Source organism: Nocardioides massiliensis (assembly GCF_030811215.1).
GTDB lineage: Bacteria > Actinomycetota > Actinomycetes > Propionibacteriales > Nocardioidaceae > Nocardioides_A > Nocardioides_A massiliensis.
In genome coordinates this window covers 3,031,788-3,055,411 of sequence record NZ_JAUSQM010000001.1, presented here as the reverse complement: position 1 = coordinate 3,055,411, position 23,624 = coordinate 3,031,788, and the positions used below count along the sequence as shown (strand labels likewise).

Annotated in this window: 22 protein-coding genes; 14 read left to right on the top strand and 8 right to left on the bottom strand. The window is 71.1% G+C overall.

All coding sequences use genetic code 11. From position 1 onward, the window contains the following. Positions 1-21: 21 nt before the first annotated feature. Together J2S59_RS15175 and J2S59_RS15170 are read left to right on the top strand one after the other, a co-directional pair. Positions 22-945 carry a proteasome assembly chaperone family protein gene (locus tag J2S59_RS15175; RefSeq protein WP_068122504.1) on the top strand — a complete coding sequence of 308 codons (924 nt, stop codon included), beginning with the start codon at positions 22-24 and terminating at the stop codon, positions 943-945. A 1-nt stretch (position 946) separates the two neighbouring features. Continuing rightward, positions 947-1,807 (top strand): acyl-CoA thioesterase, encoded by an 861-nt coding sequence (locus J2S59_RS15170; protein WP_068122507.1) that lies wholly within the window; start codon positions 947-949, stop codon positions 1,805-1,807. 18 nt (positions 1,808-1,825) lie between these two features. Here the strand turns inward: J2S59_RS15170 and J2S59_RS15165 are convergent, their stop codons facing one another. Both J2S59_RS15165 and J2S59_RS15160 read right to left on the bottom strand, forming a co-directional pair. Next, complete coding sequence (locus tag J2S59_RS15165) at positions 1,826-2,725, bottom strand: MaoC/PaaZ C-terminal domain-containing protein (RefSeq protein WP_246360459.1); 900 nt, start codon at positions 2,723-2,725, stop codon at positions 1,826-1,828. Between the two features lies 1 nt (position 2,726). After that, the gene (locus J2S59_RS15160; RefSeq protein ID WP_068122509.1) at positions 2,727-4,064 is read right to left on the bottom strand and encodes a 3-oxoacyl-ACP reductase; all 1,338 of its coding nucleotides are present in this window, start codon (positions 4,062-4,064) and stop codon (positions 2,727-2,729) included. A gap of 217 nt (positions 4,065-4,281) precedes the next feature. Between J2S59_RS15160 and J2S59_RS15155 the strand changes: the two genes are divergently transcribed. Further along, positions 4,282-5,562, top strand: coding sequence for an acetyl-CoA C-acetyltransferase (locus tag J2S59_RS15155; RefSeq protein ID WP_068120685.1), 1,281 nt, complete (start codon positions 4,282-4,284; stop codon positions 5,560-5,562). Positions 5,563-5,566: 4 nt separating this feature from the next. Here the strand turns inward: J2S59_RS15155 and J2S59_RS15150 are convergent, their stop codons facing one another. Continuing rightward, positions 5,567-7,069 (bottom strand): ATP-dependent DNA ligase, encoded by a 1,503-nt coding sequence (locus J2S59_RS15150; protein WP_306825260.1) that lies wholly within the window; start codon positions 7,067-7,069, stop codon positions 5,567-5,569. A gap of 44 nt (positions 7,070-7,113) precedes the next feature. Between J2S59_RS15150 and J2S59_RS15145 the strand changes: the two genes are divergently transcribed. The 10 genes from J2S59_RS15145 (at position 7,114) to J2S59_RS15100 (ending at position 17,316) form a co-directional block, all read left to right on the top strand. After that, a complete protein-coding gene (locus J2S59_RS15145; RefSeq protein WP_306825259.1) occupies positions 7,114-8,046 on the top strand; it encodes a DNA-3-methyladenine glycosylase family protein in 933 nt (310 codons plus the stop codon). A 71-nt stretch (positions 8,047-8,117) separates the two neighbouring features. Then, positions 8,118-9,053: an SCP2 sterol-binding domain-containing protein gene (locus tag J2S59_RS15140; RefSeq protein WP_068117246.1), complete on the top strand. Its 936-nt coding sequence runs from the start codon at positions 8,118-8,120 to the stop codon at positions 9,051-9,053. Beyond that, positions 9,050-9,865 carry an MlaE family ABC transporter permease gene (locus tag J2S59_RS15135; RefSeq protein ID WP_068117249.1) on the top strand — a complete coding sequence of 272 codons (816 nt, stop codon included), beginning with the start codon at positions 9,050-9,052 and terminating at the stop codon, positions 9,863-9,865. The genes J2S59_RS15140 and J2S59_RS15135 overlap by 4 nt, the downstream gene beginning before the upstream one ends. Beyond that, complete coding sequence (locus J2S59_RS15130) at positions 9,865-10,728, top strand: MlaE family ABC transporter permease (protein ID WP_068117253.1); 864 nt, start codon at positions 9,865-9,867, stop codon at positions 10,726-10,728. The genes J2S59_RS15135 and J2S59_RS15130 overlap by 1 nt, the downstream gene beginning before the upstream one ends. Before the next feature lie 5 nt (positions 10,729-10,733). Further along, complete coding sequence (locus J2S59_RS15125; RefSeq protein WP_181641530.1) at positions 10,734-11,819, top strand: MlaD family protein; 1,086 nt, start codon at positions 10,734-10,736, stop codon at positions 11,817-11,819. After that, on the top strand, positions 11,819-12,838 hold the full coding sequence (locus tag J2S59_RS15120) for an MCE family protein (RefSeq protein WP_306825258.1): 1,020 nt from the start codon (positions 11,819-11,821) through the stop codon (positions 12,836-12,838). The genes J2S59_RS15125 and J2S59_RS15120 overlap by 1 nt, the downstream gene beginning before the upstream one ends. Next, positions 12,835-13,815, top strand: a complete 981-nt coding sequence (locus J2S59_RS15115; RefSeq protein ID WP_068119644.1) for an MCE family protein — start codon at positions 12,835-12,837, stop codon at positions 13,813-13,815. The genes J2S59_RS15120 and J2S59_RS15115 overlap by 4 nt, the downstream gene beginning before the upstream one ends. After that, a complete protein-coding gene (locus J2S59_RS15110) occupies positions 13,812-14,900 on the top strand; it encodes an MCE family protein (protein WP_068119646.1) in 1,089 nt (362 codons plus the stop codon). The genes J2S59_RS15115 and J2S59_RS15110 overlap by 4 nt, the downstream gene beginning before the upstream one ends. After that, positions 14,897-16,234, top strand: coding sequence for an MCE family protein (locus tag J2S59_RS15105; RefSeq protein WP_306825257.1), 1,338 nt, complete (start codon positions 14,897-14,899; stop codon positions 16,232-16,234). The genes J2S59_RS15110 and J2S59_RS15105 overlap by 4 nt, the downstream gene beginning before the upstream one ends. After that, positions 16,231-17,316: an MlaD family protein gene (locus J2S59_RS15100; protein ID WP_068119607.1), complete on the top strand. Its 1,086-nt coding sequence runs from the start codon at positions 16,231-16,233 to the stop codon at positions 17,314-17,316. Before J2S59_RS15105 ends, J2S59_RS15100 begins: the two co-directional genes overlap by 4 nt. 79 nt (positions 17,317-17,395) lie before the next feature. Here J2S59_RS15100 and J2S59_RS15095 read toward each other — a convergent pair whose 3' ends face one another. From J2S59_RS15095 to J2S59_RS15075, 5 genes are all read right to left on the bottom strand, one after another. Next, positions 17,396-18,073: a TetR/AcrR family transcriptional regulator gene (locus tag J2S59_RS15095; protein ID WP_068119611.1), complete on the bottom strand. Its 678-nt coding sequence runs from the start codon at positions 18,071-18,073 to the stop codon at positions 17,396-17,398. Next, entirely contained in the window at positions 18,070-18,621 is a 552-nt protein-coding gene (locus tag J2S59_RS15090; RefSeq protein ID WP_068119613.1) for a carboxymuconolactone decarboxylase family protein, read from the bottom strand. Before J2S59_RS15090 ends, J2S59_RS15095 begins: the two co-directional genes overlap by 4 nt. After that, positions 18,618-19,523 carry an SDR family oxidoreductase gene (locus J2S59_RS15085; protein ID WP_068119615.1) on the bottom strand — a complete coding sequence of 302 codons (906 nt, stop codon included), beginning with the start codon at positions 19,521-19,523 and terminating at the stop codon, positions 18,618-18,620. Before J2S59_RS15085 ends, J2S59_RS15090 begins: the two co-directional genes overlap by 4 nt. Before the next feature lie 74 nt (positions 19,524-19,597). After that, positions 19,598-20,809, bottom strand: a complete 1,212-nt coding sequence (locus tag J2S59_RS15080; protein ID WP_370871543.1) for a phospholipase D-like domain-containing protein — start codon at positions 20,807-20,809, stop codon at positions 19,598-19,600. Positions 20,810-20,940: 131 nt separating this feature from the next. After that, entirely contained in the window at positions 20,941-21,390 is a 450-nt protein-coding gene (locus J2S59_RS15075; RefSeq protein WP_068120304.1) for an META domain-containing protein, read from the bottom strand. Between the two features lie 106 nt (positions 21,391-21,496). Between J2S59_RS15075 and uvrB the strand changes: the two genes are divergently transcribed. Further along, positions 21,497-23,602, top strand: a complete 2,106-nt coding sequence (gene uvrB, locus J2S59_RS15070; RefSeq protein WP_068120325.1) for an excinuclease ABC subunit UvrB — start codon at positions 21,497-21,499, stop codon at positions 23,600-23,602. Positions 23,603-23,624 lie beyond the last annotated feature (22 nt).

Genomic DNA, 23,624 nt, shown 5'->3' with positions numbered 1-23,624 from the left:
CCCGCCCTGAGGAGTCATGAGTTGAGCACCCCCGCCCGCTTCGTGCACGTCGTGGACGACGTCCCCGAGCTCGACGGGCAGTCGCCGGTCCTCCTCCACGCTCTCGAGGGCTTCCTCGACGCCGGTCACGCCGGCGCCCTGGCCGTCACGCACCTCCTCGGCGACGACCCCGGCCGGGTCGTCGCGAGCTTCGAGGTCGACGAGTTCTTCGACTACCGCGCGCGTCGCCCACCCCTCACCTTCGCCGAGGACCACTACGAGGGCTACGAGGCCCCGCGCCTGGTGGTCCGGCTGCAGGAGGACGCCGCCGGCACGCCGTACCTCCTCCTGCACGGCCCCGAGCCCGACACCCACTGGGAGGCGTTCAGCCGCGCGGTGGCCAGCGTCGTCGAGCGGTTCTCCGTGCGCCTGGTGGTCGGCATCGGCTCGGTGCCGATGGCCGTGCCGCACACCCGCCCGGTCACGCTGACCAACCACGCCAACAACCGCGAGCTGCTCGTGCAGTCCAACCCCTGGGGCGGCGAGATCCGCGTCCCGAGCAGCGCCCAGTCGCTGCTGGAGATCCGCCTCGGCGAGGCCGGCCACGACGCCTGCGGCTTCGTGGCCCACATCCCGCACTACGTCGCCCAGCTCGACTACCCGCATGCCTCCGCGGCGCTGCTGGAGTCCGTCGGCGGTGTGACCGACCTGGTCTGGGACCTCGAGCCGCTGCGGGTGGCGGGGGAGAAGCGCCTGGGCGAGATCGTCCAGCAGATCGAGGACTCCACCGAGGTCCTCGAGGTCGTCACCGGCCTCGAGCAGCAGTACGACGCCTACCACCGCGCTGCCGCCGACCCGGGCGCCAACCTGCTGGCGGAGTCGCGCGACCTGCCGAGCGGGGAGGAGCTGGGCGCGGAGTTCGAGCGCTTCCTGGCCGGCCTCGACAACCCCGACCGGGAGGACTGAGGTGCCACGGTCCGTCGGTGAGCTCGTCGAGCTGCTCGACCTGGAGCAGATCGAGGACAACCTCTTCCGCGGCGGCCAGCCCGACACCGCGGTCCAGCGGGTCTTCGGCGGCCAGGTGGCGGCGCATGCGCTGATCGCCGCCCACCGCACCGTCGATGCGTCGTACGCCGTGCACTCCCTGCACTCGTACTTCCTGCGCCCCGGCGACCCGCGGGTGCCGATCATCTACGACGTCGAGGACATCCGCGAGGGTCGCAGCTTCGCGACGCGGAGGGTGATGGCGCGCCAGCACGGCAAGCCGATCTACTACCAGACCCTCAACTTCCAGGTCGCCGAGGACGGGTTCGAGCACCAGGACGCGATGCCGACCGTCCCCGCGCCAGACGACTGTCCGTCGCTCGCGGAGGCGCTCGGCGCACCCGGCGGCCGCTCGGAGGAGTGGGAGCGCGAGTGGGCGGCACTCGACGCGCGCATGGTCGGTGACTCCACCGGACGGGTGTCGGTCGTCGAGGACGCGGGTCGGCCCGCACGCTCGCAGCTGTGGATCCGGATCTCCGGCACGCTGCCCGACGACCCGCTGGTCCACCTGGCGTCGTTCACCTACGCCAGCGACCTCACGCTGCTCGCCTCGACGCTGGTGCCGCACGGCGTGCCGCTGATGGGCCCGCAGGTGCAGGCGGCCTCCCTGGACCACACGATCTGGTTCCACCGGCCGTTCCGCGCGGACGAGTGGTGGCTCTACGACCAGCACGCGCCGTTCGCCGGCGGTGGTCGAGGGCTCGCCCTGGGCCGGATCTTCACCCAGGACGGCACCCTCGTCGCGACCGTGGCCCAGGAGGGCCTGATCCGGCGCGTCGGCTGACCGCCGGCTGAAGTCCGCCTACAGCGCGCGGGTGCGTCCCACGAGGTGGGGCGCGCCGTTCTTCGCCGAGGTGAGGGCGAAGTCGTAGTCCGGTCGCTTCGCGCCGTGCTCGACCGCGCGGGAGCCGAACGCGAGGGTGCTGGGGAGGAACACCGGCTTCTTGAACGCCACGTCGACCCGGACGGCGTCGGGCAGCCGTCCCTCGAGCGCCGCGAGGCTGCGGGCCTTGGTCCACATGCCATGCGCGATCTGACGCTTGAAGCCCAGCGCCTTGGCGGTGAGCGGGTAGAGGTGGATCGGGTTGTGATCACCCGACACCGCGGCGTACGAGCGGCCCAGGTCGGCGGGCAGCCGCCAGGTGGTGCCGGTGCCCGGGACCGTCTCGAGATCCGCCAGCGGCGAGGGCGCGGCGTCGTCGTGGGACCTGCCGCGGCGGAGCAGGGTCGTGGTCTCCTCCCACACCAGCTCGCCGTTGGCATGCACGTCGGTGACGATGTCGAAGAGCATGCCCTTCGGGTGCGGCCGCAGGTCAGTGGGGCGAGCGCTCACGTCGAGGGTCTCGCCGGCACCGATGGCGCGGTGCTGGGTGATGGTGTTCTCCAGATGGACCATTCCCATGGCCGGGAACGGGAAGTCGCCGTCGGTCATGATCGCCATGTGCAGCGCGAAGGCGAGCATGTGTGGGTAGGTCAGCGGGACGGTCTCCTTGAGGCCGAACCCGCAGACCTCGGCGTACGCCGCCACGTGGTCGCGGTCGAGGGGGACTCCCTTGCGGACCAGGGTCAGGTCGGGCAGCGCGTCACCTGCCCGGCGTACGCCGGGCAGGGATCCGACACCCGGGACGACCGGAAGCGCAGCCTTGAGCATCATCGGGAGCGTGGCCGGGGCCCCGGAGAGCTGACGGGTCGTGCCGGCCACGTCAGGCGCCCAGCATCATCTGGCCGCAGACGCGGACCACGTTGCCGTTGACCGCAGTGGAGCCGGGGTTGGCGTACCACGCGATCGCCTCGGCGACGTCGACCGGCAGACCGCCCTGCGACATCGCGTTGAGCCGGCGTCCGACCTCGCGGGTCATCAGCGGGACGGCGGCGGTCATCTTGGTCTCGATGAACCCGGGCGCGACCGCGTTGACGGTGATGCCGTCGGTCAGCTGAGGCGCGAGCGCCTGGACGAGGCCGATGACGCCGGCCTTGGAGGCGGCGTAGTTGGTCTGGCCGAGGTTGCCCGCGATGCCGGCGATCGAGGAGACGCCGATGATGCGGCCGTTGGCGTTGATCAGCTTCTGCTGGAGCAGCTCCTCGGTGATCCGCTGCGGCGCCACCAGGTTGACCGCGATCGTCGAGGTCCAGCGGTCCTCGCCCATGTTGGCGAGCTTCTTGTCGCGGGTGATGCCGGCGTTGTGGACGACGATGTCGACCCCGCCGTGCTTCTCCTTGACGTGGCGGGCGATCCGCTGGGGTGCGTCCTTGGCGGTGATGTCGAGGGCAAGGTGGTCGCCGTCGATCTCGCCCATCACCGTCTGCAGGTCGCTGGCGGCCTGGGGGACGTCGATGCCGAGGACCGTGGCACCGTCGCGGTGCAGGACGCGGGCGATCTGCTCGCCGATGCCGCGGCTGGCGCCGGTGACGATGGCGACCCGGCCGGTCAGCGGCTTGTCGATGTCCTGGATCGGGTGCGCCTCGAGGGAGCCGGTGACGCCGAGGCGGACGACCTGGCCCGAGACGTAGGCCGACTTCGGCGAGCAGAAGAAGGCGAGCGTCGAGGGCAGCGAGGCCTCGGCACCCGGGGCGACGTACACGAGCTGCACGGTGGAGCCGCGACCGATCTCCTTGCCCAGCGAGCGGGTGAAGCCCTCGAGCGCGCGCTGGGCGATCCGCTCGTCGTCGCTCTCGGCCAGCTCCGGGGGAGTGCCGAGCACCAGCACCCGGGCGGAGGACTGCAGGCTGCGCATGAGCGGGGTGAAGAACTGCTGGAGCTCGACCAACGCCTCGGGGGTCGTGAGCCCGGTGGCGTCGAAGATCAGCGCCTTGTATTTCTCGCCCTCGGTCGGGGTGTCGGTGTGGGCGATGCCGAGGTCGTCGAGCTGGGCGGTCAAGGTCTGGTCGAGGCGGCCCTGGCCGCCCACCACGACGGTGCCGTCGACAAGGGGCGAGCCGGGCTTCCACCGGTCGAGGACGACCGGGTCGGGAAGGCCGAGGTTCTTCACGAGGAGCCGGCCCACGGGGGTCTGGGTGAAGAACTGGTAGCGGTCGCTCATCTGGTGCCTCCTGGCAGGTGCAGCGCTGTGCTGGTCGCGTACGGATCTCGGCGGGAGGGAATGTAACTAGGTGTGTAACTTAGCGTCCAGATTTCGTGATGTGGCCCTCATGGCGTTCCCTTCGCCACGCGGATCACGCACCATGTGACTGGTGGGTAACCTCGAGGGTAACCCGCCACTCGTCCCCGTACCCCAGGCATCTGTTCGAGGAGCCCGCATGCAGCAGAACACCCGGCGCGTCGCGATCATCGGCGGCAACCGCATCCCGTTCGCCCGGTCCAACACCGCCTACGCGAACGCCTCGAACCAGGACATGCTCACCGCGGCCCTCGATGGTCTCGTGGCCCGCTTCGGGCTCGAGGGCGAGCGCGTCGGCGAGGTCGTCGCCGGCGGCGTGCTCAAGCACAGCCGCGACTTCAACCTCACCCGCGAGTGCGTCCTCGGCTCCAAGCTGGCTCCCGAGACCCCGGCCTACGACATCCAGCAGGCTTGTGGCACCGGGCTGCAGGCGACCGCGCTGGTTGCCAACAAGATCGCCCTCGGCCTGATCGACGTCGGCATCGCCGGCGGCACCGACACCACCTCCGACGCCCCCATCGCGCTCAACGAGAAGCTGCGCAAGATCCTGCTCGAGGCCAACCGCGCGAAGACCACGCAGGGCCGGCTCGCGGCGCTGGCGAAGGTGCGGCCCGGCTACCTCGTGCCGGCCATCCCGCAGAACTCCGAGCCGCGCACCCGGCTGTCGATGGGCGAGCACGCCGCGCTGACCGCGATCGAGTGGCAGGTCGGCCGCGAGGAGCAGGACGAGCTCGCCGCGACGTCCCACCAGAACCTGGCGAAGTCGTACGACGCCGGCTGGCAGGACGACCTGATCACGCCGTTCGGCGGGCTCGAGCGCGACCAGAACCTGCGCCCGGACTCCACCGCCGAGAAGCTGGGCAAGCTCAAGCCGGTCTTCGGCAAGGGCGAGGCCGCCACCATGACGGCCGGCAACTCCACGCCGCTGACCGACGGCGCCTCGACCGTGCTGCTGGCCTCGGAGGAGTGGGCCGCCGAGCGCGGGCTGCCGGTGCTGGCCTACCTGCGCACCTATGAGACCGCGGCCGTCGACTACGTCCACGGTGGCGAGGGCCTGCTGATGGCTCCGGCGTACGCGATGGCGCGCATGCTCCAGCGCGAGGGCCTCACGCTGCAGGACTTCGACTTCTACGAGATCCACGAGGCGTTCGCCTCGCAGGTGCTCGCCACCCTCAAGGCGTGGGAGGACCCGATCTTCTGCGAGGAGCGCCTCGGCCTCGACGCCCCGCTGGGTGCGATCGACCGCAGCAAGCTGAACGTGCACGGCTCCTCGCTCGCCGCGGGCCACCCGTTCGCCGCCACGGGCGGTCGGATCGTGGCGAACCTCGCGAAGCTGCTCGCCGAGAAGGGCTCCGGTCGCGGCGTCATCTCCGTCTGCGCCGCTGGCGGTCAGGGCGTCACGGCGATCCTGGAGCGCTGATCCGCTAGCCGAGTCCCTCGCGGAGGCTGTCGATCGTGTCGGCCTCCGCGGGGGACTTGTCGTCGCGGTAGCCGACGACGCGGGCGAAGCGCAGCGCGATGCCCCCGGGGTAGCGGGTCGAGCGCTGGACGCCGTCGTAGGCGATCTCGACGACCTGCTCGGGCCGGACGTGGACGACGTGGCCGTCGGTGCGGGTCTGCAGGGCGAGGTAGCGCTCGGTCTGCCAGGCGAGGATCGCGTCGGTCATGCCCTTGAAGGTCTTGCCGATCATCACGAAGTCGCCCGACTGCGGATCGCGGGCGCCGAGGTGGATGTTGGAGAGCTTGCCCTCGCGGCGCCCGCTGCCCCACTCGACGGCGAGCACGACGAGGTCGGCCGTGAGGCGGGGCTTGACCTTGATCCACCCGGCGCCGCGGCGGCCGGCGGCGTACGGCGTGTGGCTGCCCTTGAGGACGACGCCCTCGTGGCCGGCGGTGAGCGCGCGCGCAGCGAACGCCGTGGCGTCGCCGGCGGAGTCGGTCACGAGCCGCTCCACCCGCAGGTCGGCCGGGACGAGCGCGTCGAGTGCCTCCCAGCGGACGTGGGCGGGCTCGTCGATGAGGTCCACGCCGTCGTAGTGGAGCAGGTCGAAGAACCGCGGGACCAGCGCCGCGCCCTTGGTGGTCGACTCCTGGAACGGCCGTGCGCGTCCGCTCTCGTCAAGCACCAGTGCCTCACCGTCGAGCACGACCACGTCGACGGACAGGGCGCGTACGGCGTCGACTACGGCCGGCACGCGCTCGGTCAGGTCGTCGAGCGAGCGGGAGTAGACCCGGACGTCCTCGCCGACGCGGTGGGCCTGGATCCGAAGCCCGTCGAGCTTCACCTCGACGCCGTGCGCGCCGTCCGCCTGCTCGCGCAGCCGCAACAGAGCCGCCTCGACGTCCGGCTCGCTGCCGGCCAGCATCGGTCGGATCGGGCGTCCCGGCGCGAGCCCGATGGCGGCGAGACCGTCCTCGCCCTGGGTGGTGGCGACCTCGGCGACGACCGCCGACGAACCGGCCAGCATCGCCGCACGGCGTACGGCGGCCAGCGGGACACCGGTGGCCTTGGCGACCGCGTCGAGCAGCAGCGAGTCCAGCGCGCCCTGGCGCACCTCGCCGGTGACGACGGCGCGCAGCCAGTCCTGCTCGTCGCCGGTCGCGCGGGCGAGCAGGTCGGCCCAGGTGTCGCGGCGACGGGTCGCCGACGACGGACCGGAGATCTGCGCCATCGTCGCGAAGGCCGTGTCGACCTCGGTCACCGTGAGCGTGGCCTCCTCGGCAGGGGGGACGCGCACCTCGCCGACCGTGCGCCAGCCCAGACCGGTGCGGCGCTGCCGCAGGGCACCGGCCAGGTAGGTCGCGACCAGCCCGACCTCGTCGGCGCCGGCCGCGCGCAACCCGGCGGCGAGCAGGTCGACCTTGGCGGTGCGCGACCGGGTGGACCGGACTGCGACGGAGGTCTCGACGAGGGCGGCGAGCAGCATGCGCCGATCCTGCCCCGACGGTTCGGCGGCCTACCCTGACGGACGTGACCGAGCCGACCGAGCAGCGCCGCACCTGGCGTCCCGGACGCCCGGTGCCGATCGCCGCCATCTGGGGCACCCACCGCCGGGGGCCTAGCGATCCGACGTACCGGCGCGTCGACGATCTGCACGTGCGCGGACTGCGGACGCCGGAGGGGGTGGCGACCCTGGCGGTCGAGCAGGTCCGTGACGGCGTCGAGGCGCGTGCCTGGGGTCCCGGAGCTGCATGGGCGCTGGACCGCGTGCCCCGGATGCTCGGTGACGACGACGACCCGAGCGGCTTCGCGCCCCACCACCCGTTCGTCGCCGAGGCGCTGCGATGCCACGAGCACTGGCGGGTCGGGGCGTCGGACGCGGTCATGGAGTCGCTCGTCCCGGCGATCATCGAGCAGAAGGTGACCGGGCAGGAGGCCTTCCGAGGCTTCCGCAACCTGGTACGCCGCTTCGGCGAACGCGCGCCGGGACCCGCCGCCGCGACGTACGACGTCTGGGTGCAGCCGGACCCCGCGACGATCCGACTCGTGCCGTCGTGGGAGTGGCTGCGGCTGCCGGTCGACCCCGCGCGCTCGCGCACGACCCTGCGTGCGTGCCAGGTGGCACCGGCTCTCGAGCGCACCCTGGGGCTCGCGGAGGACGAGGCGGACGCGCGCTTGCGGTCGCTCCCGGGCATCGGCGTGTGGACCTCGGCCGAGACGCGGTTCCGTGCCCACGGCCACGCCGACGCCCTGAGCGTGGGCGACTACCACGTCGCCGCCAACGTCGGCTGGGCGCTGACCGGCGAGCTGTGGACCGATGAGCAGATGGTCGCGGAGCTGGAGGTCTACCGCCCGCACCGCTACCGGGTGCAGCGGCTCGTCGAGCTCGCCGGGGCACACCGTCCCCGGCGCGGGCCGCGGATGGCGCCGAGGCGTCACCTTCCGGGCTCAAGTCGGGCGTGACGAACACCAACGTTCTTCGTTGAGGGTGTGTGCGCGGTCACTGTGCGCCGCACCACCGACGAAGGGGAGCCATGTCCGACCTCATCAGTCGCGTCGCCGGACGCGACGAGCAGGCCGTCGCCGGCCTGGTGGCGACCCTGCCGGCGGAGGAGGTCGTCGAGCTGCTCGCGGCGACCTCCGACGACGACGTACGCCGCCTCACCGAGGACGCCGCCGTCCGCCGCGGCGCGGTGACCGCCCTGCTGGGCCGTCTGCACGAGTTCGCCGACCCCGTCCGGCTCGCCGAGATCGAGGGCGTCGTCGACTTCGACCTACGGTTGCGCACCGGGTCGGAGTGCTACCGGCTGCGGTTCGCCGACGGCGCGATCGACACGGACGTCGAGCTCGACGGTCCCGCCGACGTCGTCGTACGCCTGAGCGCCCTACGGTTCCTGCGGCTGGTGACCGGCCAGGCCAACGCCGGGCTGCTCCTCCTCGGCGGCCGTCTCAGCGTCGAGGGAGACGCCATGCTGGCGCTGGCGGTCGGCGGTGTCTTCCGCGTGCCCGGCACCGACGCGCCCGCCGTCGACCCGGCGGCGCTCGATCCTGTCGACGTGGCCAGGGCCATCGCCAAGGTCCGCACCGAGCACCTGCGCGACGTCATGGCCGGGGGCTTCCGCCCGGTCGTGCTGGGCGAGATCTTCCGCCGGATGCCGGAGTACGTCGACCCCGCGAAGGCCGCCGGCCTGCGCTGCACCGTCGCATTCCGCGTCGGCGGTCGCCCCGACGGCGGGCACGACCGCTACCTCGTGCAGGTCGCCGACGGTGTCTGCGAGGTGGTCGAGGACACCGGGGAGGGGATCCCGCGCGACGTCACGCTGTCGCTCTCGGGGGTCGACTTCCTCCGCCTCGCCACCGGGCACCTCAACCCCGTCCTCGGGGTGCTGAAGGGCAGCCTCAAGGTCAAGGGTGACCGCACCAAGGCACTGGCGTTCAGCAGCTCGCTCGACCTCCCGGTGGCGTCGTGAGCGCCCCCGTCGCGGCCGTGCGGGGCCTGCAGACCCGGTGGGACAAGGGCGTGGCGACCACCGGCGCGATGATCATCCTCGCGATCGAGTCGATCGTCGCGGGCGTGAGCGACATCGTCCGGCGCCGCTTCCCCTGGGGGGAGTACTTCTTCCAGGCGTGGTTCATGACCCGCGTCTCGCTGGTCCCGACGATCCTGGTGGCGATCCCGTTCGGCGTCATCGTGTCGGTCCAGATCGGTGGCGTCGCCGAGCAGATCGGTGCAGCCTCCTTCAGCGGCGCGGTCAACGGCGTCGGCGTGCTGCGGCAGGGAGCGCCGCTGGTGACCTCGCTGATGATCGCCGGGGCGGTGGGCTCCGCGATCTGCTCGGACCTCGGTGCCCGCACCATCCGCGAGGAGGTCGACGCGCTCAAGGTCATGGGCATCTCGCCGGTCAACCGACTGGTCGCGCCCCGGGTCTTCGCCGCCGTGACCGTCGCGCTCCTGCTCAACGTGATCGTGGCGGCCACGGCGATCCTCACCGGGTTCATGCTCAACGTCGGCACCGGGTCCGTGAGCAGCGGCACCTACCTCGGCTCCTTCGTCGGGTTCGCCCAGATCAGCGACCTGTTCCTCGCCGAGTTCAAGGCCGCGGTCTTCGGGCTCATCGCCACGATCGTCGCCGCCCACAAGGGTCTGAGCGCCACCGGTGGCCCGAAGGGCGTGGCCGACGCGGTGAACCAGACCGTGGTGCTCGCCTTCATCCTGCTGGCGCTGGTGAACGTCGCGCTCACGCAGGCCTACGTGATGCTCGTCCCGCAAAGGATCGCCTGATGGCTGAGCCGATGATCAAACCCGCGACCCGCACGCGCATCGTCGGGCAGAAGGCCGGCCGCAGCGTCGGCGACGTCCTGAGCCAAGCCGGCGACCTGCTGACGTTCGTCGCCCGCACGCTCGGCTCCATCCTCTACACCCTGCGCCACTACCGCGCCGAGGTGATGCGTCAGCTCAACGACATCAGCTGGGGCAGCGGCGCGCTGATCGTCGGCGGCGGCACCATCGGCGTGATGGTGCTGCTCTCGTTGTCGGCTGGCACCTCGCTGGGCATCGAGGGCTTCAACGGCCTCGAGCTCGTCGGGCTCGCGCCGCTGACCGGGTTCGTCTCCGCAAGCGTCAACACCCGCGAGCTCGCACCGCTGATCGCCGCGCTCGCGCTCGCGGCCCAGGTCGGGTGCCGCTTCACCGCGCAGCTCGGGTCGATGCGCACCCACGAGGAGATCGACGCGCTCGGCGTCATGGGCGTCAACCCGCTGCGCTACCTGGTCACCACCCGAGTGATCGCCTCCATGGTGGCGATCCTGCCGCTCTACCTGATCGGCCTCATCGGCTCCTATGTCGCCTCGGAGATCTCGGTCGTCGTGTTCTTCGGTCAGTCCTCGGGGCTCTACGACCACTATTTCCAGACGTTCATCGACCCGCGCGACATCGCGTTCTCGGTCGTGAAGATCCTGGTGTTCGCCCTGCTCGTGGCCCTGCTGCACTGCTGGTACGGCTTCAACGCCGCGGGTGGTCCGCAAGGCGTCGGCGAGGCCACGGGCCGGGCGATCCGCGCCAGCATCGTGGTCGTCGTCCTCGTCGACATGTTGCTCACCCTGGTCTTCTGGGGCGGCGACTCCGGCTTCCGGGTCTCGGGGTGATCGCGGTGCGCAGCCTCTTCCACTTCAGCCAGCGGGACCCGTCGCGCGCGACGATGATGGCCCGCGGGACCGTGCTCATCGTCGTGGTCGCCGCGGTGGTCGCGGTGCTCACCGCCTTCGGCCGCGGCGCCTTCGAGGACCGGTTCGCCGTCACCGTCGTCTTCGACGACATCGGGGGAGCCCTCATCGCCGGTGACGACGTGAAGGTCAACGGCGTGATCGTGGGCGAGATCAAGGAGATCCGCTCCGCCCCGGGGAGCCGGCGCGGGGCCGAGGTCGAGGTGGCCCTCGACCCACGGCACGCCAAGCAGGTGCCGGCCGCCGTCACCGCACGCATCCTCCCGGCCACGGTCTTCGGCACGACCTTCGTCGACCTCGTGCCCGCCGAGGGTGCGGCCGGTGGCAGCGACCGCGCCGTGATCCAGGCCGGTCAGCGCATCGAGCAGGACACCTCGGCCGAGACGCTCGAGCTGCAGAAGATCCTCGACGGCCTCGACCGCGTCGTGACCGCGCTCGGACCCGCGCAGCTGGCCACCGCGCTGGAGAACCTCGCCGGTGCGCTCGACGGCAACGGCGAGCAGCTCGGTCGCACGATCGACACCGTCGCGACCTACTTCACCCGCCTGAACCCACGGATGCCGCTCGTGCGCGAGAACCTCGACCTGCTCGCCACCAACCTCGAGCTGCTGCAGGGGTACGGCGACGACCTGTTCGACGCCGTCGACGACGCGGCGGTCGCGGCGACGACGCTGGTCGAGCAGGAGGGCGAGCTCACCGAGGTCCTCACCGGCGGCACGAAGCTCTTCAACGCGCTCGGCCGCCTGCTCGACGAGAACGAGCAGGGTCTGGTCGACGCGCTGTTCTCCACGGCCGTCGCGGTCGACACGCTCTACGAGGGCCGGCAGAAGCTGCCCCAGGGGCTGGTGAGCACCTTCGACTTCGTGAAGTCGTTCTCCACCGCGATGGACGAGGGTCCGTACCTCAAGATCCGCTCGCTGATCCAGCTGCCGGCGCGTCCGACCTACACCAAGGCCGACTGCCCGTGGTACGGCGACGTGCCCGGTCGCGGCTGCACGAACGGAGCGCGCTGATGAAGGGAATGCGCATCACCGCGGCCAAGTTCGCCGTCTTCGCGCTGGTCTCGGCACTGCTGTTCGTCCTGCTGTTCAACACCATGCGCAACTCCGTCGCCGGGGGCACCCACGAGTACTCCGCGACGTTCTCGAGCGTGAGCGGGCTGCGGCAGGGTGACGACGTACGCGTGGCGGGCGTGAAGGTGGGGCGGGTCGAGCGGATCGTGGCGGTCGGGGAGGACCCGGTCCGCGCGAAGGTCACCTTCACCCTCGGCGCCGACCAGGACCTGCGCGACAACTCCCGGGTCGTCGTGCGCTACCAGAACCTCCTCGGCCAGCGCTACCTGGCGCTGGTCGCCGGTGAGGGCGAGGGCCGCACGATCGAGCCGGGCGGGGAGATCCCGCTCGCTAACACCGACCCGGGCTTCGACCTCACCGCGCTGCTCAACGGGTTCGAGCCGCTCTTCGCCGTCATCGAGCCCTCCGAGGTCAACGAGCTCGCCGGCAACCTGATCGCCGTCCTGCAGGGCGAGTCGGGCACGGTCGAGAACCTGCTCGCCCAGACAGCCGACGTGACCCGCTTCCTCAACGACCGCGACGAGGTCTTCACCCAGGTGCTCGACAACCTCACGCCCGTGCTGCAGAACCTCTCCGCGCGCAACGCCGACATCGACACCACGGTGCTCGAGCTGCGCGGGCTCATGACCGGCTTGGCCGAGCAGCGCCAGACGATCGGCTCGTCCCTCGACGGCATCTCGGCGATGGTGGGGACGACCAAGGAGCTGCTCGAGGACACCCGGGAGCCGTTCACCAAGGACATCAACCGGCTTCGCAAGGCCACCGGTGTCCTGTCCGACGAGCGGGCCTCGCTCGCCGACGCGATCAAGGTGCTGCCGATCGGCGTCGAGGCATTCGCCCGCAGCCAGAGCTACGGCGCGAAGCTCAACGTCTACGTGTGCAACCTCGCTGTCGAGGTGGCCGGCGTGAAGGCGCATGTCGGGCCCACCGGTGGCCCCTACTCGGAGGTGTGCCGATGACCGCGCTCGCAGACCGCTCCCACCGCACGGTCGGGATGATCGGGATCGCGGTGGTGGTCGCGCTCGCCGTGGTGGTCACGGCGCTCGCGGCGATGTCGCCGGGCAAGCGCACCTACACCGTGCTCCTCGAGCACACCGCAGGCCTGCGCATCGGCGAGGAGGTCCAGGTCGCCGGCGTCGAGGCCGGCGAGATCACGGCGATCGAGCTGCAGCCGCGCAGCGTCTCCGTGCGGTTCACGCTCGACGACCACTTCCGCCTCGGCGCCGACACGCGTGCCGAGGTCAAGGTCGCGACGCTGCTCGGGACGCACTTCCTGCTCATCACCCCGCAAGGCGAGGGTGAGCTCGACGACGCGACCATCCCGATGGCGCAGACGCGCGTGGCCTACAACCTCCAAGACGTGCTCGACGACATCGAACCCGAGCTCGCCGAGCTCGACACCGCTCTGCTCGCCGAGTCCTTCGACGTGCTCGCCGACACCCTCGAGCCGAGCAAGGAGGAGCTGCTCCCCGCGCTCGAGGGGATCCGCGACCTGTCGATCACGATCGACCAGCGCTCGAACCAGTTCGGACAGCTGTTGGGTGCGGCGGAGGACGTCACGCGCCAGCTGGCCGACAGCAGCGGCGACATCGTCGCGCTGATGCGCCAGTCCGACCTGATCCTCGACGAGCTGCGCAAGCGCCGTGACGTGATCTCGGCGCTCCTGCGCGACACCACCACGCTCGCCCGGACGCTGGAGGGCACGCTGGCTGACACCCGGGCCGACACCGGGCCGCTGCTGCGGGACCTGCGCCGGGTCATCCGGGTGCTGCGCACGCACGACAAGTCACTGACCCGGGGTGTGCGCAGCCTGGCCGTGGCGACGCGTTATTTCGCGAACGCCTCCGGCAACGGCCCCTGGCTCGACCAGCACCTGCCGACCGGTATCCCGGACAACCTCTACTGCGGTCTGCCCGATGGGAATGAGTGCCGATGACCACCCGACGTACGACCTCGAGCTGGCCGCGACGTGCGGGCGTCCTGGTGAGTGTGCTCGCCTTCGTCGCCTCCGTCTCGGGCTGCTTCGCCCAGAGCTCGCCGATGCAGGTGACGGCGTGGTTCGACGACGTCGCCGGCCTGTTCGTCGACAACGACGTCGCCGTGCGCGGGGTCCCCGTGGGCCGGGTCAGCGAGATCACGCCGCGGGGCGACCTCGTGGAGGTGACGCTCGAGCTCGACCCGGAGACCTCGGTGCCCGCGGACGCCGCAGCGGTGATCGCCAACCGCTCGGTCGCCACCGACCGCTACGTCGAGCTCACCCCGGCCGACCCGGAGGGCCCACGCCTCGAGGACGGCGACGTCATCGACATCGACCGCACCCGCAACCCGGTCGAGTTCGATGACCTGCTCGCCACGCTCGAGGAGGTGGCCAGCGGCCTGTCGGGCAAGAAGCCCGCCCAGGCGATCCGCCGGTTCCTCTCGACCAGCGCCGACACGCTCGAGGGCACCGGCACCACCTTCAACGAGACGATCCGCACCCTGGCCGGTGCGATGGACGGGCTGTCGGGCAACCGCGACGCCCTCACGGGCACGGTCTCGGAGCTGGACCGCCTGACCGCCGCGCTCGCCAGCAACGACGAGACCGTGCGCGAGTTCATGACCAGCGTCTCCGACGCCGCCGACCTGCTCGCGGACGAGCGGGACAACATCGGCGAGTCGCTGCGGGCGCTGTCGGCGGCGCTCGGCGAGCTCAACACGTTCGTGCGTGACAACCGCACGGAGCTGCGGTCCTCGCTCACGGGGCTGACGAAGGTCACCAACAGCCTGCTGAAGCACCAGAGCGCGCTGCACGAGATCGTCGAGGTCCTGCCTCTCACCATGCGCAACGTGGGCGACGCCATCGGCAAGGAAGGACCCTACGAGGACCGCCTCAACGTCCGCCTCCCACCGACGTACCTCGTGCCGGAGAACCACCTCGTCCGCGAGATCTGCGACGCGCTGCCGGTGCGCCTGTGCCCGCTGCTCGGCACGTCGCCGTCGCTGCAGCAGCTCCTGGAGATCCTCGGAGGTATCGGCCGATGACACGCGACAGGACCCGCCGAGGATGGTTGCGACGCGGCGCGCTCGCCGTGGCCGCCGCGGTCGTGATCAGCGGTTGTGGCACGACCGCCTCCGACCTCCCGCTGCCGGGCACCCGGGCGGCCGAGGGCTCCTACGAGATCTCCGCGATCTTCGACGACGCCCTCAACCTCGAGGTCGGCGCCCAGGTCCGCATCGACGGGCTGCCGGTCGGCCGGGTCACCCGGCTGGGCACGCGGGACTTCCGAGCCGAGGTCGTCATGGCCATCGACCCCGACGTCGAGCTGACCTCGGAGGCGACGGCGCGCTTGCGCTCGACCACCGCGCTCGGCGAGCTGTTCGTGCAGGTGGACCCCGCCGACGGCGGTGAGGTGCTGGGCGACGGTGACGAGCTCACCCCGGCGCGTACGTCGGTGGCCGCGACGGTCGAGGACACGCTCGCTGCCGCGTCGATGCTCATCAACGGCGGCAGCCTCGGGCAGGTGCAGACGATCGTCGAGGAGCTCAACACCGCGGTCGGCGGCCGGCGCGCGAGCGCCAAGCAGCTGCTGACCGAGACGGAGACGTTCCTGACCGAGGCGAACCGCAGCACGGCCGCGATCGACCGCACGCTCACCACACTGCGCGACGCCGGTGCGCTGCTCGACCGGCGCGAGCAGTCGATCAACACGGCGCTCACCGAGATCGCGCCGGCGGCGCGCGTGCTGCGCCGCAACACCGACGACCTGGTGGGCCTGCTCGAGACCTCGGACGAGCTCGCCCGCACCGGGGACCAGGTGGTGCGGGCGATCCGCGACGACTTCACCCAGGTCGTGGAGCAGCTGCACCCCGTCCTCGACGAGCTGCTGACTATCTCCGACCAGGTCGGTCCCGGGCTCGAGGCCACCGCGCGCTTCTCGCGGCTCTTCGACGCGGCGGTGCCCAGTGACTTCCTCAACCTGCACTTCATCCTCGGCACCCGGATCACCGTCGGCAACCCGAGTCTGCCGATCCCCGAGATCGAGGTCCCCGACCTGCCGCTGCTCCCGGGCCTCCCCGACATCGGGATCCCGGGCGGCATCATCGACCTGCTCCCGGGCCTCGCGGACCTGCTGCGTCCCGGTGGTGGCAAGACCACGGCGCCGCAGTCGGAGCTGCCCGGCCTGGGGAGCATCCTCGGGAACCTCGGCAAGCTCGGCATCACCTCCGAGCTCGGCGCCGGTGCCGAGGGCGCGGACCCGGGCAAGCCGGGTGGTGCGCAGGGCACGAAGCCCGAGCCCGCACCCGCCGGTGGTCTGGCCGGCATCGTCGACTCGCTCGTGGGTGGCCTGCAGGACCTGATCGGAGGACGACGATGAAGCACAAGAACGTCGCCAGCATCGTCGGGCTGGTGCTCACGCTGGTCGGGTGCCTGGTCTACCTCAGCACGGAGATCCTCGCGACGCCGATCTCCTCCAGGCCACAGACCATCACGGTCGAGCTCGAGCGCACGGGGGGTCTCTACGAGGGCTCCGCCGTCGCCTACCGCGGGCTGCGGGTCGGACGGGTCAGCAGCATCAGCCTCACGCCGACCGGTGCAGAGGCGACCCTGCGGATCACCAGCCCGGTCGACGTACCGGCCGACACCGCGGCGGAGGTGCGCAGCCTCTCCCCGGTCGGTGAGCAGTTCCTCGACCTCCAGCCGGCCTCCGAGGGTGGACCGTTCCTCGCGAGCGGGGACCGGATCTCCGGCGACGCGGTCGACGTGCCGGTGTCCCTGGCCTCGGCCACGGGCTCGCTCGACCGGCTCCTGCAGCAGGTGGACGCCGACGACGTGCAGACCGTGCTCACCGAGCTGGCCGCCGCGACCGAGGGCTCCCAGGCCTCCCTGGAGTCGTTGCTCGACTCCACTGACGAGCTGGTCACCGCGCTCGACGACGTGTGGCCCGAGACCCGCCGCCTGCTCACCAACGGCCGCACCACCCTGCGGACCCTCGCCGGCTCCGGGCCCGAGCTGCGCAAGCTGAGCCGCTCGGCGAAGCTGTTCGCGGCGTTCCTGCGCAACTTCGACCCGGAGTTCCGCGACATCCTCGAGGCGTCGCCACAACAGCTCGCGACCACCCAGCTGCTCGTGCGCGACCTGCGCCGGGTGCTGCCGGACTTCACCACCAGCCTGCACGGCCTGACCGACATCCTGGCCGCGCGTACGCCGCACGTGCGCGAGCTGCTCGACATGCTCACCTACGGCACCTCACGGTTCGGCTCGGCGTTCCGTGACGGCTACCTGCACATCAACCTCAACATCCACGGCGTCGAGCAGTGCTCCTACCACACCAAGGAGCTGGACCCGAAGACCACGAAGCGCCGCCCCCTGCAGCGCGACGGCCACTGCCCGATGGACAGCCTGGTCGCCAAGCGTGGCGCCCAGCATGCCCCCGGCCCGGTGGACTACAAGGACTGAGGGACGCGGCAGTTTCACCGCCAGTCGAACGACACGCCCGTCCGTCGTACGAAACTGCCCGGCGTGTCGGGCAGTTTCGTTACTCGGGCGGTGAAACTGCCGGCTCGCCGAAGGCGCGAGCAGCGTGGCGGATGAAGGGGGCGTGCAGGTCGCGGATGGCCTGGCCGAGGTCGTCGTCGGGGACGGTCCCGGCGGTGAGCAGGCCGGTGAGCCGGGCGGCGACCGCGGCGACGAGCGCCTCGGCGGCGAAGATGTCGTCGGGGTCGCTCAGGTCGAGGACGTCGACGAGCGCGGTCGCGAAGTCGTCCTGGATGCGGGCCCGGCGGCGCGCGGCCTCGGGGCCGGCGGCGTAGACCTCCACGAGGAAGACGCGGGCCAGGGACGGCTCGCTCGCCAGGCCCTCGAGGTAGGGGCCGAGCACCGCCGCGAAGCCGGCGCTGCGTGAGGTGCGTGCGGCCTCGCGGGCCTTCTCCACGCCTTCGCCGAGCACCACCAGCAGGAGACCCGCAGCAGCGTCGAGGGCGGCGAGGAAGCAGTCGGCGCGGGAGTCGAAGAGCCGGTAGAACGTCTCGCGGGACACGCCAGCGGTCTTGATGATCGCCGCGACGGGGGTCTCGGCGTATCCCCGCTCGGCGACCTCCTCCACGCACGCGAGCAGGATGCGCTCGCGTTGCTGCGCGGCGACCTCCTCCGGGCTGAGGCCGTGGCGACCACGAGGCAGGCGCTGACCGTTCTTGGACCTGGCCTGAGCGCTCATCGCCGCGGTGCTCCCCGCGGGGCGTCGGGGACGACCCCTAGCGTCATCAGGGTCGTGGCAAGCATGTCGTAGTGGCCCACCAGAAGCAGGAACTCGATGCACGAGCGCTCGCTCAGGTGGGCGCGCAGGGCGGTCCAGGTCGCGTCGCTCAGCGCGCGGCGCTCGAGCAGCTCCTCGGCCGCCTCGAGCAGGACCTGCTGGCGCTCGCTCCACCCGGGCGCCTGCGAGCCCTCGGCCACGCGGCTGATCTCCGCGTCGGTCAGTCCGACCCGCCGGCCGAGTCCCTCGTGGTGGGTGCGCTCGTAGTCGCAGTCACGCACGTGGGCGACGCGGAGGATGACGAGCTCGGTGTCCCGACGCGGCAGGGTGCCGCCCGGCATGAGGCCGCCGGCGAACAGCAGCCAGCCCCAGAAGAGCCGCCGGGTGCGGCCGAGCGTGGTGAAGATCCCCGGGGGACCGGTGCCGGTGACCCGCCCCGCCGCCTTGGCGAAGAGCCAGGCGGGGATGCCGATCTGGCGACGGTCCCCGGGGGTGATCCGGGGGGTCATGACGCGGCCGTCGTGCGATCGAGCTCGGGCCGGCGTGCGCGACCGACCTCGGGCAGGGCGCGGTTGGCGCCTGCGTTGAAGGCGCGCATCGCCAGGACGTACGCCGGCGGCACCATCCGCTGGGCCCAGTGGGCCAGCCGGATGTCGAAGGAGGTGTAGACCCAGTAGGTGTTCTTCGCGACGCCGCGCAGGATGGCCACGGCCGCCTCGTCGGGGCTCGCCGCCCGCTTGACGAAGTGCGCGCGCGCCTTGGCGAAACGCGGGGCGGTGGTGTCGATGCCGGCGACGTCGATGGTCTCGGTGAGACCTGTCGCCACGGCGCCGGGGCACACGAGGCTGACCCCGATGCCGTGTCGGTGCAGGTCGAAGCGCAGCACCTCCGAGACCCCGCGCAGGCCGAACTTGCTGGCGCTGTAGGCGGCGTGCCAGGGCATGCCGATGAGCCCGGCGGCCGAGGAGACGTTGACGAGGTGACCACCGCGACCGGCGTCGATCATCGGTGGGAGGAAGGTCTCGATGACGTGGATCGGACCCATGAGGTTGACCTCGACCATGGCGCGCCACCGCGCGTGGTCGAGGGACTGGACCGTGCCCCACGACGAGATGCCGGCGATGTTCATGACCACGTCCATCGCGCCGTGGGCGGCAGTGATCTCCTCACCCATCGCGCGCACGGTCTCGTAGTCGCTGATGTCACCGGCACGGAAGTAGTCGACCTGGCCGCCGCTCGCGCGGATCTCGGCGACCGTCTGCTCGAGGTCGCCGGCTCGCAGGTCGGTGAGGTAGAGGCGCGCGCCGTCCGCGGCGGCACGCAGGGCAGTGGCACGACCGATGCCGCTGGCGGCACCGGTGATGAAGACCGCGCGGTTGCGGAGGGAGCGCAGGTCGGGTCGTCGTGTCATGGCGGGAATCTACCAGTCCGAAGAACATCAGTGTTCGCAATTGTCTCGGGATGCGGCGCCCAGGGACGACGGGATCAGAGCAGGGGGCGCAGGGGAGCGAGCACGGCCTCGGTGAAGCGGCGGTGGATCCCGCGCGCGGTCCACTCGTCGGCGCGCAGCTCGGTGCAGTTGCCGAGGTCGGTGCGGAAGATGGTCTCCATCTTCGCGGCCATGGCGGGGTCGATGAACTCGACGTTGACCTCGTAGTTGCCGGTCATGCTGAGCCGGTCGATGTTGGCCGTGCCGATCGTCGACCAGCTGCCGTCGATGGTCGCGGTCTTCGCGTGGACCATCGCGCCGGTGTAGCGGAAGATCCGGATCCCGGCGGCGAGCAGCTGGGAGTAGTAGCCGCGCGAGAGCCAGTCGGCCACCACGTGGTTGGACTTGGCCGGCACCAGCAGGCGTACGTCGACCCCGCGCTGCGCAGCGGCGACGAGACTGTCGACGAAGTCCTCGTCGGGGATGAAGTAGGCGTGGGTCATCCAGATGTGGTGCTGGGCGCGGTTGATCGCCTCGAGATACATCGACCGGATCGGGAACATCCACATCCGCGGCACGTTGCGGTGCACCCGGATGTGCGGCGCCCAGTCCGCCACGGTCTCGAGCAGCAGCGGCCGATCGACGTGGCGCCCCATGCGGCCGCGGCTGCGGCGGTGCAGGTTCCAGAAGTCGGCGAACGCCCGACTGAGGTCGAACACGCCGGGACCGGTGATGCGGCAGTGCGTGTCGCGCCACTCGGTGGCGTACGCCGTACCGACGTTGTAGCCGCCGACGAAGCCGACCTGGTCGTCGACGACGAGGATCTTGCGGTGATCGCGACCGTAGCGACGCAGGTCGAAGGGCCGCAGCCCGGCGTTGTAGACGGGGAACTCCAGCACCCGGAGGGCGGGGGAGAAGCGTTTGAAGCGCCGCGGCACCACGAGGTTGGCGAAGCCGTCGTAGATGACGTAGACGTCCACCCCGCGCTCGGCCGCCTCGGTGAGCGCCCGCTTGAAGCGCTCCCCGACCGCGTCGCCCTTCCAGATGTAGGTCTCGAAGAGGATGCGCGACCGGGCGCCCGCGATCGCCTCGAGCATGTCGTCGTACAGGTCCTGCCCGAAGGTGTACGTCGTGACGGTCCCGCCCTCGACCTCCACCGCCGTCGGGGGCGTGACCGGGAACTTCGCCGGTCGCTTCCCGCGCCGGCGGTAGGAGTCCACCAGGGTCAGCGAGATCGCGAGGAGCAGCTGCAGGCCGAAGACGGTCATCAGCACGCGACGCACGACGGGCCACACGGGCAGGGCGGCCCGCAACGCCGTCACCAGCGCGGGTTCGGGAGCAGAGGTACGCCGGGCCACGACGTCATCTTGTCAGGTGCTCCACCGCGCGGCGCGCAGCGTCAGTCCCCGGTGGCGGGTGCGGGGGCGGGCTCGAAGGTCAGCCGGACCGCGTCGCCGGTCAGGACGAGGGCATTCCCGGGACGCTCGACACCGGTGACGGCGCCGAGTGCGGCGAGGTAGCGGCTCTCGAGCTCCATCACCGACGCGGGCAGGCACCCCATCTCGGTCGCTCCCAGCCCGGTGAGCAGCGGACCGTCCCCGGATGCGCCCGCCGTCGCGAAGTAGGTGTTGCAGACCTGGCCGCGCACCTCGGTGTCGGCCACTTCCAGGGTCACGGGTCGGGCGTCGACGAGCGCGAGCGCACCAGCAGCGTCACGCGCCTCGATGAGGGTCCAGGAGCCGTCGGGCAGCCGGTCGTCCTCCTGCCCGGCGCGGGCGGAGGTGTCGGAGCCGCAGCCGGTGAGGACCAGGAGGCCGAGGAGGAGCAGGAGCGGGATCGGGAGGCGCACGGAGGTACGACGCCTGGCTGCGGCGCGCGGTTCCCGGCCCGGTCGACCCGTGCTGGCGAGCGCGCTGTCAGGCGCGTTGTCGGTGGTCGCTCGTACGCTGGCTGACATGAGACCCGTCACCGACCTCGAGCGCAAGGTCGCCCCCTTCGATGTCGTCTCGGACTACTCGCCGTCGGGTGACCAGCCGGCTGCGATCGCCGAGATCGAGCGCCGCATCAAGGCCGGCGAGCAGGACGTCGTCCTGCTCGGTGCCACCGGCACGGGCAAGACCGCCACCGTCGCGTGGGTCGCCGAGCGGCTGCAGCGGCCGGTCCTGGTGATGCAGCCCAACAAGACCCTGGCGGCGCAGTTCGCCAACGAGCTGCGCCAGCTGTTCCCCCACAACGCGGTCGAGTACTTCGTCTCCTACTACGACTACTACCAGCCCGAGGCCTACGTCCCCCAGACCGACACCTACATCGAGAAGGACTCCTCCATCAACGAGGAGGTCGAGCGGCTGCGGCACTCGGCGACCAACTCGCTGCTGACCCGGCGCGACGTCATCGTGGTCTCGACGGTGTCGTGCATCTATGGCCTCGGCACGCCCCAGGAGTACGTCGACCGGATGGTCCGGCTGCGCGTCGGTGACGACTCGCTCGAGCGCGACGCGCTGCTGCGCCGACTGGTGGAGATCCAGTACTCCCGCAACGACCTCAACTTCGCTCGCGGCACCTTCCGCGTGCGCGGTGACACCCTCGAGATCTTCCCGGTCTACGAGGAGCTGGCGATCCGGGTCGAGTTCTTCGGCGACGAGATCGAGCGGCTGATGACGCTGCACCCGGTCACCTGTGAGGTGCTCACCGAGGACACCGAGCTCTACGTCTTCCCGGCGTCGCACTACGTCGCCGGCCCCGAGCGCATGGAGCGGGCGATCGCCGGCATCGAGGCCGAGCTGGCCGAGCAGCTCGAGGTCTTCGAGCGCCAGGGCAAGATGCTCGAGGCGCAGCGGCTGCGCATGCGCACGACCTACGACATCGAGATGATGCGTCAGGTCGGGTCCTGCTCCGGGATCGAGAACTACTCGATGCACATGGACGGCCGCAGCCGCGGCAGCGCGCCCAATACCCTGCTCGACTACTTCCCCGAGGACTTCCTGCTCGTCATCGACGAGTCCCACGTCGCCGTCCCACAGATCGGCGGGATGTACGAAGGCGACATGTCCCGCAAGCGCAACCTCGTCGAGCACGGCTTCCGCCTCCCCAGCGCGATGGACAACCGACCGCTGCGCTGGGAGGAGTTCCTCGAGCGGATCGGGCAGACGATCTACCTCTCCGCGACGCCGGGCGACTACGAGCTCGCCAAGACCGGTGGGCCTGCGAACGCCGTCGAGCAGATCATCCGCCCGACCGGCCTGGTCGACCCCGAGGTCATCATCAAGCCCACCAAGGGCCAGATCGACGACCTGATCTCCGAGATCCGCGAGCGCGCCGACCGCAACGAGCGGGTCCTCGTCACGACCCTGACCAAGAAGATGTCCGAGGACCTCACCGACTACCTCCTCGAGGCCGGCATCCGCACCCGCTACCTCCACAGCGAGGTCGACACGCTGCGCCGGATCGAGCTGCTGCGCGAGCTGAGGCTGGGGGAGTACGACGTTCTCGTCGGCATCAACCTGCTGCGCGAGGGTCTCGACCTGCCCGAGGTCTCGCTGGTGGCGATCCTCGACGCCGACAAGGAGGGCTTCCTGCGCTCCGACAAGTCGCTGATCCAGACGATCGGGCGCGCGGCACGCAACGTGTCGGGCCAGGTGCACATGTATGCCGACAAGATCACCCCGTCCATGGAGTCGGCGATCGAGGAGACCAACCGCCGGCGTGAGAAGCAGGTCGCCTACAACAAGCTGCACGGCGTCGACCCGCAGCCACTGCGCAAGAAGATCGCCGACATCACCGAGATGCTCGCCCGCGAGGAGGAGAGCACCGCGGAGCTGCTGGCCGGCTGGACCAAGGGTGACCCGGCGAAGCCCGGCTCGCCGGTCCCGGTCCTGGGCCGGGCGGCCGACACCTCGCAGGGCGCGATGCCCGCGACCGAGCTGGCGGCCCTGGTCCAGACCCTCACCGACCAGATGAAGGCGGCGGCCGCCGAGCTGCAGTTCGAGGTCGCGGCCCGCCTGCGCGACGAGATCAGCGACCTCAAGAAGGAGCTGCGGCAGATGATGGAGGCGACCCGCTGACCCTGCCGGTCGGGAGCGCTGG

Coding starts and splice junctions, on each gene's coding strand:
- J2S59_RS15160 (WP_068122509.1), bottom strand. CDS start 4,064: ATGAGCGACCGCTACCAGTTCTTCACCCAGACCCCCGTGGGCCGGCTC.
- J2S59_RS15155 (WP_068120685.1), top strand. CDS start 4,282: ATGCAGCAGAACACCCGGCGCGTCGCGATCATCGGCGGCAACCGCATC.
- J2S59_RS15150 (WP_306825260.1), bottom strand. CDS start 7,069: ATGCTGCTCGCCGCCCTCGTCGAGACCTCCGTCGCAGTCCGGTCCACC.
- J2S59_RS15140 (WP_068117246.1), top strand. CDS start 8,118: ATGTCCGACCTCATCAGTCGCGTCGCCGGACGCGACGAGCAGGCCGTC.
- J2S59_RS15130 (WP_068117253.1), top strand. CDS start 9,865: ATGGCTGAGCCGATGATCAAACCCGCGACCCGCACGCGCATCGTCGGG.
- J2S59_RS15120 (WP_306825258.1), top strand. CDS start 11,819: ATGAAGGGAATGCGCATCACCGCGGCCAAGTTCGCCGTCTTCGCGCTG.
- J2S59_RS15115 (WP_068119644.1), top strand. CDS start 12,835: ATGACCGCGCTCGCAGACCGCTCCCACCGCACGGTCGGGATGATCGGG.
- J2S59_RS15110 (WP_068119646.1), top strand. CDS start 13,812: ATGACCACCCGACGTACGACCTCGAGCTGGCCGCGACGTGCGGGCGTC.
- J2S59_RS15105 (WP_306825257.1), top strand. CDS start 14,897: ATGACACGCGACAGGACCCGCCGAGGATGGTTGCGACGCGGCGCGCTC.
- J2S59_RS15100 (WP_068119607.1), top strand. CDS start 16,231: ATGAAGCACAAGAACGTCGCCAGCATCGTCGGGCTGGTGCTCACGCTG.
- J2S59_RS15095 (WP_068119611.1), bottom strand. CDS start 18,073: ATGAGCGCTCAGGCCAGGTCCAAGAACGGTCAGCGCCTGCCTCGTGGT.
- J2S59_RS15090 (WP_068119613.1), bottom strand. CDS start 18,621: ATGACCCCCCGGATCACCCCCGGGGACCGTCGCCAGATCGGCATCCCC.
- J2S59_RS15085 (WP_068119615.1), bottom strand. CDS start 19,523: ATGACACGACGACCCGACCTGCGCTCCCTCCGCAACCGCGCGGTCTTC.
- J2S59_RS15080 (WP_370871543.1), bottom strand. CDS start 20,809: ATGACCGTCTTCGGCCTGCAGCTGCTCCTCGCGATCTCGCTGACCCTG.
- uvrB (WP_068120325.1), top strand. CDS start 21,497: ATGAGACCCGTCACCGACCTCGAGCGCAAGGTCGCCCCCTTCGATGTC.